7 protein-coding genes are annotated in these 8,222 nt (G+C 56.4%); 2 read left to right on the top strand and 5 right to left on the bottom strand.

The window, feature by feature from the left end; translation table 11 throughout:
* Positions 1 to 127: 127 nt before the first annotated feature.
* Positions 128 to 1,444: a polyamine export protein PaeA gene (gene paeA, locus ACLEIV_RS10700; protein ID WP_410456634.1), complete on the bottom strand. Its 1,317-nt coding sequence runs from the start codon at positions 1,442 to 1,444 to the stop codon at positions 128 to 130.
* Positions 1,445 to 1,735: 291 nt separating this feature from the next.
* Here paeA and ACLEIV_RS10695 point away from each other — a divergent pair, with 291 nt between their 5' ends.
* Both ACLEIV_RS10695 and ACLEIV_RS10690 read left to right on the top strand, forming a co-directional pair.
* Positions 1,736 to 2,794 (top strand): substrate-binding domain-containing protein, encoded by a 1,059-nt coding sequence (locus ACLEIV_RS10695; RefSeq protein WP_410456633.1) that lies wholly within the window; start codon positions 1,736 to 1,738, stop codon positions 2,792 to 2,794.
* A complete protein-coding gene (locus tag ACLEIV_RS10690) occupies positions 2,772 to 4,220 on the top strand; it encodes a LuxQ periplasmic sensor domain-containing protein (RefSeq protein WP_410456632.1) in 1,449 nt (482 codons plus the stop codon). Before ACLEIV_RS10695 ends, ACLEIV_RS10690 begins: the two co-directional genes overlap by 23 nt.
* Before the next feature lie 204 nt (positions 4,221 to 4,424).
* Here ACLEIV_RS10690 and arsJ read toward each other — a convergent pair whose 3' ends face one another.
* From arsJ to arsB, 4 genes are read right to left on the bottom strand one after another with little or no spacing between them, the layout of a single operon-like run.
* Positions 4,425 to 5,654: an organoarsenical effux MFS transporter ArsJ gene (gene arsJ, locus ACLEIV_RS10685; RefSeq protein WP_410456631.1), complete on the bottom strand. Its 1,230-nt coding sequence runs from the start codon at positions 5,652 to 5,654 to the stop codon at positions 4,425 to 4,427.
* Complete coding sequence (locus ACLEIV_RS10680) at positions 5,655 to 6,659, bottom strand: ArsJ-associated glyceraldehyde-3-phosphate dehydrogenase (protein ID WP_410456630.1); 1,005 nt, start codon at positions 6,657 to 6,659, stop codon at positions 5,655 to 5,657. It lies immediately after the preceding gene.
* A gap of 10 nt (positions 6,660 to 6,669) precedes the next feature.
* Positions 6,670 to 7,170 (bottom strand): cyclin-dependent kinase inhibitor 3 family protein, encoded by a 501-nt coding sequence (locus ACLEIV_RS10675; RefSeq protein ID WP_410456629.1) that lies wholly within the window; start codon positions 7,168 to 7,170, stop codon positions 6,670 to 6,672.
* Between the two features lie 11 nt (positions 7,171 to 7,181).
* Complete coding sequence (arsB, locus tag ACLEIV_RS10670; protein ID WP_410456628.1) at positions 7,182 to 8,219, bottom strand: ACR3 family arsenite efflux transporter; 1,038 nt, start codon at positions 8,217 to 8,219, stop codon at positions 7,182 to 7,184.
* Positions 8,220 to 8,222 lie beyond the last annotated feature (3 nt).

Raw genomic sequence — 8,222 nt, 5'->3', positions numbered from 1 at the left:
CGTGGGCGTGTTGCCCCGTGTCAGTGGATGCGCATTATAGGGAGCGGCCGATTTTACGCAAGGGCTTTTTTGACAAAAACATCGACTTTCGCACCACTTGTGCAAAATTACACCAACAAGGTCGTTTTTACTGAGTTTTCTCTTCCGGAGCGGGTTCGCTCGAGCCTATACGGGTCACCAGCAACTGGTCTATCTTGTAATTATCGATATCGACCACTTCAAATTTATAGCTCGAATGCAGCACAAAATCGGTCCTCTTGGGGATTTTACGCAGCATATACATCATGAAGCCGGCGATGGTCTCGTAGTTTTCATCATCGGGGAACTCATCTATATCCAGTACCCGCATCACATCTTCCAGCGGTGTAGAGCCTTCTACCAGCCAGGAATTGGCATCACGCGACACTATGTGGTCTTCCTGAGACTGCACCAGCTCGCCCATGACAATGCTCATCACATCCTTGAGGGTGATAATGCCGACCACCAGCGCGTATTCGTTCATGATGATGGCGAAATCTTCACCCGCCGTTTTGAAATGCTCCAGCACTTCATACATCGACAGGGTATCCGGAATGATCAGAGGATTACGGATGATGCCTTCTTTTTGCAGTGATATTGGCTGCTGGTGCAACACCTGCATCAGGATATCGCGGGAGTCGACGTAGCCAACCACCTTGTCCAGACTATCTTCGCACACCAGAAACTTGGCATGGGGATGCTCGGCGATTTTGTCTTTGATGCTGTCCTGACTTTCGATAAGCGTAAAATAGATCAGACTCTCGCGTGTCGTCATCGCCGAGGTCACGGTACGTGATTCCATATCGAAGACATTTTCGATCAAGTGATGTTCCTGTTCCTGCAGCACTCCCGCCTGCGCACCGGCGTCCATCATGGCGATGATGTCTTCCGGCGTGATTTCGTCTTTGCGCATGGTGGGCACCTTGAACAAGCGAAAGAACAGATTCGCCAAACCATTGAAAAACCATACCAACGGCTTGAGAAAGACAATAAAGAACGCCATCGGTCGTACCACCGACACGGCAATCCGTTCCGGTGCTATCATTGCCAGCCGCTTGGGCATGAGATCGGCAAACAGAATGAACAACGAGGTCACTACGAAAAAGGACATGAAAAACGCCGTTTTTTCGATCCAGGCGCCCTCAAAAAGGGTCTGGAGCAGATGAGTGATAAAAGGCGTGAAAGCCGCCTCACCCAGGATCCCGCCCAGAATAGCCACCGCATTGAGGCCTATCTGCACCACGGTAAAGAAGTTCCCCGGCTGCTCCTGCAGCATCAGCACCTTTTCGGCATTGGGATCACCATTACTGGCCATTAATCTCAGTTTCATTTTCCGTGATGCCGCCAGGGCGATTTCCGATACTGAAAAAAATGAGCTGATCGCAACCAGCAGAAGGAGTACCAGCAGGTTCTCAAATAACGTCATAGTGATGTACACCGGTAAGAATAAAGGGAAGAAAGAGCCGAAAAAACAGGCTCAGGATATCATGGCGTATAGAATTTAACAGAAGCCGACATGCGGTTTCGGGCTGGATCTGAAGTGATATCAAGAAAGTGCTATAAAAAGAAAAATATTGCCGTGATACTTGCTCTCATTCGATAAAAGAAAGGCACTTAATGAGTCCACCCTTGGACACTGTCATTCAGATAATCAAGCGTACGGATAATAACAATGTTGATAAGGCGATTATTAGTCGGCTGGATACTGTCAGGGCTAATGCTGCCCGTATGGGCCTCGGAAAACAACCCGGACTACTGGTCTTTTCAGGAATATCTGGATGCTTTTCCGCTACAGCGAAATCTGTCCGAGGCCTTTTCGGCACGGATACGGCAAGCCGCCGAGCCCTGGACTGCACCAACAGACAAGCCGGTGCGTATCGCCATGCTTATTCCCGACCAGCAGGTGTCGGATTACTGGTATCGCAACCGGAAAAGCTTTACCAGCCGCCTGCAAGAAATAGGTCTGCCCTTTACCCTGACAAGCTACTCCTCCCGACCGGCAACCACACACCGGCAACAGGAGCGGCAACTAGCCAAAGCCCTGAACAGCGATCCCGACTATCTCGTCTTTACCCTGAATACACTGCGCCACCGGGTCTTGATAGACAAGATAATGACCCGAGGTCGCCCCAAGATCATTCTGATGAACATCACCACGCCGCTGAAGCACTGGGGCACAAACCAGCCGTTTTTCTATGTGGGATTCGATCACAGGGAAGGAACTCGACTCCTGACCGATGCCATTAACAAGATGATCGGAAAACAGGCCAACTACCTGATGCTTTATGGTACCCGGGGATATGTCAGCCAGGCCAGAGGCGACGAGTTTATCCGACTAACCGCCAACCAGCCCGGTTTTACTCTGCGCCAGGCGTTTTATACCGATGTAAACCGGGAAAAAACCAGCCAGGCAGTACGGCAGACGCTGGCAACCAAGCCGGGTATCAACCTGATCTATGCCTGCACCACGGATATCGCCCTCGGCGCCATCGATGCACTGAAACAGCTGAATAAGGAAGACAATATTATTCTCAACGGATGGGGCGGCGGCAGCGCCGAGCTCGATGCCCTGGCGCAGGGCAGCCTGGATCTGACCGTGATGCGTATGAACGATGATAACGGTGTCGCCATGGCGGAAGCCATCCGTCTCGATCAGGAGGGTAAGGCCAGCCAGATCCCCCAAGTCTACAGCGGAGACTTCACCATCGTAGACAAAGACACCCCCACCGCAGAACTGGAGCGCCTTAAAGCCCATGCTTTCCGTTACTCGAAGTAACCCCCGCGCCAGACGCTTGCTCAGGCTGATACTGGTGGCGCTACTGCCTGCGTTTCTGCTGCTTGCCATAGCCTTGCTGATGCTGAACTATCACAGCACGTCAAATATGGTCGATGAAAGTATTCGCCATCAATTAAAAGAAACCAACAGCCGGTTACAAAGCAGACTCGACAACTACCTCGGCGGCCTGGATAACCTGCTTTCGAGCACGGCCGAGCATCCGGAGCTGGCCACCATCATATCGCGTGACGATAGAGGAGCTGCCAGAGAAGCATTGCAGAAGACGCTGAATCATAGTCATGGGGAATATCTGGATCTGCTGATACTGACTCGACAGGAGCAGTATTGGGCCAACATGAACTCTCCCCTCTATCTGCTGGAGCATCGTCTGACATCGCTGATTGCCGACACCCCCTTCTATAACAAATGGTCCAGTGTCGAGCTGGAGCCCTCACCCACCCCCTTAACGGCCCTGATACAGCGTTATCCCATACTCTCGCCGGACTCGGGACAGATAATAGGCAGCCTGTTCGGCGGGCTTGTTCTGAATGACAACCTCACCCTGCTAAGCCTGCTGGGACAGGGACTCCAGAACATTAATGTGCAGTTGGTCCTGCGCGGACAGCCGGTGGGTCCCACCTTTGTCAGCAGTGATATTCCTACCGAAATACTCACTCGGGCCCAGTCCGAACGGCGCGCCCAGGGCCAGATCCAGGGCCATTATTTCAGTCTGCAGCCCCTGCTTATCAATGGCGAGCAGAGCGAACTGCAACTGTTGCTGCTGACCGATGACGCCATGTTCCAACAATTACAACAGACCTACGGCTACCACACCCTGCTGGCGTTGATACTGGTATTGATCACCGCCCTGACCCTGTCGCTCTATACCCTGAGGCTGATTTCCTCGCCATTGTCCGACCTGACCCGATTTGCCGAGCAGGTGAGCCATGGTCGAGCCGTCTCTTTTCAGCCTGAGCGCATCGAGGAATTCAACCTTCTGGGAACAAGCCTGGAACAGGCCGGCAAATCACTACGCCTGTATCGGCTGGTGCTCGAAAACATGACGGAGGCAGTGGTGATCTTCGATCGGGCTCATCACCTTATATATGTCAACCATGCCTATACCAATATTACCGGCTATACCCTGGATGAAATAGCAGGCCAGACGCCATCCAGCGTGCTACATCGGGTATTGGGAGCCAAGGCGTGGCAGCTTCCATGGCAAATGGCCAAGGTGACCGGCAGCTGGCAGGGCAGAATATCCGGCCATTCAAAAAACAGCCCTCCCGGTATCATTCGGCTGTCGATCTCCGCTCTCCGAGAAATGAATGGCGAGATAAGCCACTATGTTGTCGTCTTTTCGGATATTTCCATACTCAAAGGCACTAAGAAACCATTGTCAGGCGCATTAAATCCTGAGGTATAAGAAACACATGGCCCGCTATCAAACCAGGGAACGGAAGCCAGATCAGCATGGAATCCATAAACAAAAAGCGGTTCTGGCCACGATGACCAGAACCGCTTCAGGATTCAAAAATAATCAGGTTAAACAGCTATCAGGGGGATGGCAGTCTGTTTTTGATGTGAGATGAAAATAAAGTTTCATCACAGAAAGTGGAAGTACTAGATCTCAAGCCGATGGTTTCAAACGCGGTAACTTGATGGAAATGAGCGACGTCAGCAGCAGGAATGTCATGGAGACCCACAGGCAGGCCTGCATGCCGGCGCCACCCTGGCCGGCCCACTGGAAAACCCAGCCGGACAGTACGGTGCCGAGCAGGCGCCCCATGGCGTTGGACATGTAGTAAAACCCCACGTCCAGGGAAACGCCATCACGACCGGCGTAGCTGACGATAAGATAACTGTGCAGGGATGAATTGACCGCGAACACGGCGCCAAACAGCAGCAGGCCGCCGATGAGCACGACCGTCGGATCCCACCCCGCCATCAGCCCCAGCGCCATCGCCCCGGGCAACAGGGTCAGCAGCCATGCCCACACCGTGGCCGCCCGACCGTCGGGCACCCGGCCCGACGCCTTGCCGGTGATGTGCGGCGCCAGGGCCTGCACCAGGCCGTAGCCGATCACCCACAGCGCCATGAAGCCACCGGTCTGGCCGTGGTTCCAGCCCAGCGTCTGGGACAAGAACACCGGCAGCGCCACCACGAACCAGACATCGCGGGCGCCAAACAGGCACATGCGCGCCGCCGACAGAATGTTGATGGCCGGGCTCTTGGATAAGATGTCGCGGAATTTGGGCTTGTGTTTGGCTTTGCCCATCTCCTGCTTCAGCAGCACCAGGCTCAATAGCCACACCAGCGCCAGGGCGGCCGCCATGGACGCCACGGCGCCGGTAAAGCCCAACCCCATCAACAAGGCGCCCCCGAGAAAAAAGCCCACGCCCTTGAGCGCGTTCTTGGAGCCGGTGAGCAGCGCCACCCACCGATAGAGTTTGCCCTGGGCCTCCGAGGGTACCAGCAGTTTGATGGCGCTTTTGGCGCTCATCTTGTTGAGATCCTTGGCAATGCCCGACAACGCCTGGGCGGCCATCACCCAGGGCACGGTCAGCCAGGCGGCGGGCACCAGCAGCATGGACAGCGCCAGCACCTGCAGCACCAGGCCGATATTCATGGTGCGGTTCAGTCCCAGATGAGCGCCGAGCCAGCCCCCCACCAGGTTGGTTAACACCCCGAAGATCTCGTAAAACAGAAACAGCAGGGCGATGTCCAGCGGCGAGTAACCCAGACCATGAAAATGCAGCACCACCAGCATGCGCAGGGCGCCGTCGGTGAGCGTAAAGGCCCAGTAATTGCCGGTCACCACCAGGTACTGGCGAATCGCGGGGGATAACTGGCTCAGCATTTAGCGGCGTCCCACCTTCAGCGCCAGCTCGGCGGTACGGTTGGCATAACCCCACTCGTTGTCGTACCAGGCATAGATTTTTACCTGGGTGTCGTTCACCACCATGGTGGACAGCGCATCGATGATGCTGGAGCGGGGATCGGTTTTGTAATCGATGGACACCAGCGGGCGCTCTTCGTAGCCCATGATGCCATTCAGCTCGCCCTCTGCGGCCGCCTTCAGCAAGGCATTGACCTCTTCCGCCGTGGTGGCGTGTTCAACTTCAAACACACAGTCGGTGAGCGAGGCGTTGGCCAGCGGCACCCGAATGGCATGGCCGTTCAGCCTGCCCTTCAGCTCCGGGAAGATATGGGTAATGGCCGTGGCCGAGCCGGTGGTGGTGGGAATAAGGCTCATGCCGCAGGCCCGGGCCCGGCGCAGATCCTTGTGGGGCGCATCCAGGATGGTCTGGGTATTGGTGATGTCGTGAATGGTGGTCATGGCGCCATGTCTGATGCCCAGCTGTTCATGGATCACCTTGACCACGGGCGCCAGGCAGTTGGTGGTGCAGGAGGCCGCAGTCACTATGGGATGCAGGGCCGGATCATACAGGTGGTCGTTGACCCCCATGACCACATTGAGCACCCCCTCTTCCTTCACCGGTGCCGTCACCACCACCCGCTGGACGCCCTGATCCAGATAGGCCTGCAACACGGCCTTGCTTTTCATCTTGCCGGAGGCTTCGATCACCAGCTGGCAGCCCGACCAGTCGGTGTCTGCGATCGCCTTGTTCTGGGTAACGGCAATCCGGCGGGCGCCAATCTGCATAACATCGCCATCGGCGGTGGCCTCATGTTGCCAGCGCCCATGTACCGAATCGAAATTCATCAGATGCGCCAGGGTGGCCGCGTCGCCGGCGGGATCGTTGATGTGTACAATATCGACCTCGCCGTGTTCCACCAGTGCCCGCATGGTCAGACGGCCCATGCGGCCAAAACCGTTAATGCCTACTTTAATGGTCATCATCTTGCTCCGCTTAGAGAATCACTGAGTTCAGAATGTAATCGCGCTGGGCGGGATAGCTGAACGCCCGCGGGCGCAGTGCCTGGATGGCGGTGATCGCGTCCTCGGGGGCGGCGCCGGCGGCGAGCATCAGCTTGGCGGCCACCATGCCGGTACGACCGGATCCGCCTTTGCAATGCAGCGCCAGGGTATCCCCCGCATGCAGGCGCTGTTGCAGCTCCCGGTGACAAACAGCCCAGGCCTGCTCAAAATCGGCTCCCGGCACCCCAAAATCCGGCACGGGAAGGTGAAACCAGTCCAGCCCGGCGGCCTTTACCGCCGAGGAATAATCCTGCAGGCCTTCCTCGTCCAGCTCGGCGGCCGTCATCAGGGTGATCACGGCCGTGGCGCCGTCCGCTTTCAGCTGTGACAGGGACTCACACAATTCGACGCCCTGAGTGCCCGGACAGGGGGTCAGCAGCAAGGCTCCTTGCTGGATGGCAAGCGACCAGGACGGGTGAGACGAAACTGACATAAGCAATCCTCTTAATGGGCATGCCCGGTTTGGCGGGCATACCAGGGTCGGGTTTTATTCACGAAATAAACCAGGGACAGCATAACCGGCACTTCCACCAGAACGCCGACCACAGTTGCCAGGGCCGCTCCCGAGTGCAGTCCGAACAGCGAAATAGCCACGGCCACCGCCAGCTCGAAAAAGTTGGAGGTGCCAATCATGCAGGCGGGCGCGGCCACGTTGTGCGGCAGGCGCAACCACCAGGCAGCGGCATAGGCGATGATGAAAATGCCATAGGTCTGGATCAGCAGTGGAATGGCGATGAGGCCGATGGTTTGCGGCTGCGCGAGTATGGTTTCGGCCTGAAACCCGAACAGCAGTACCACTGTGGCCAGCAAACCCAGGATCGACCAGGGCTTGAGTAACTGCAGCAAGTGATTAAGACGAGCACCGTCGCCCGTGCGCTCCAGCCGGTGGCGGGTCCATACCCCGGCCGCCAGCGGCAGCACCACATACAACACCACCGACAGCAGCAGCGTCTCCCAGGGCACCTGAATGTCGCTGACCCCCAGCAGGAAGGCGGCAATCGGCGCAAAGGCAAAGATCATGACGATATCGTTGACCGACACCTGTACCAGGGTGTAGTTGGGATCCCCCCTGGTCAACTGGCTCCACACAAACACCATGGCGGTGCAGGGCGCCACACCCAGCAGGATCATGCCGGCAATATATTCACCGGCACTCTGCGGATCGACCCAGTCGGCAAAGAACACCCGAAAGAACAGCCACCCCAGCGCCGCCATGGTAAACGGCTTGATCAGCCAGTTGATGATCAGTGTCAGCGCCAGCCCTTTGGGCCTTTTCCCCACCTCCTTGATGGCGCTGAAGTCTATCTGCACCATCATGGGGTAAATCATCACCCAGATCAGCACCGCCACCACCAGGTTGACATGGGCAAATTCCAGCCGGGCGATGGTCCCAAAAAGCTCGGGAGTCAGGTTCCCCAGCCCCACCCCCACAACAATGCTGAGGGCGACCCACAGGGTGAGATAGCGTTCAAAAATACCCATGTA

The organism is Oceanisphaera submarina, from assembly GCF_046521305.1.
Lineage (GTDB): Bacteria > Pseudomonadota > Gammaproteobacteria > Enterobacterales > Aeromonadaceae > Oceanimonas > Oceanimonas submarina.
The sequence above is the reverse complement of the archived record's forward strand: the minus strand, read 5'-3'. Positions and strand labels throughout refer to the sequence as shown.